This is a genomic window from Neptuniibacter pectenicola, assembly GCF_001597735.1.
GTDB lineage: Bacteria > Pseudomonadota > Gammaproteobacteria > Pseudomonadales > Balneatricaceae > Neptuniibacter > Neptuniibacter pectenicola.
The window spans coordinates 1-229 of sequence record NZ_LUTS01000198.1 but is presented as its reverse complement, the minus strand read 5'-3'; the positions used below and the strand labels follow the sequence as shown (position 1 = coordinate 229).

Genomic DNA, 229 nt, shown 5'->3' with positions numbered 1-229 from the left:
GGGGAGAAGAAGGGGGGGAAGAAAAAGAAGAAGGGAAAAGGGAAGAAAAGGGGAAAAAGGGGGGGGAAAGGGAGGGAGAGAGGGAAAAAAAGAAGAAAAAAAAAAGGAAAAGAGAAGAGAAGGGGAGGAAGAGGAAGAAGAAGGGAAGGAGGGAAGGGGAGGAAGAAAAGAGAAAAGGGAGGAGGGGGGAAAGAGAAGGAATGGAATGCTGCGAGCCACTTTTGTAATG

1 protein-coding gene is annotated in these 229 nt (G+C 48.0%); it reads left to right on the top strand.

Annotated features, from left to right (window positions below; all coding sequences use genetic code 11):
• A partial coding sequence (locus tag A3773_RS19915; RefSeq protein ID WP_197462892.1) for a hypothetical protein occupies nt 1-229 on the top strand: 229 nt, incomplete at both ends.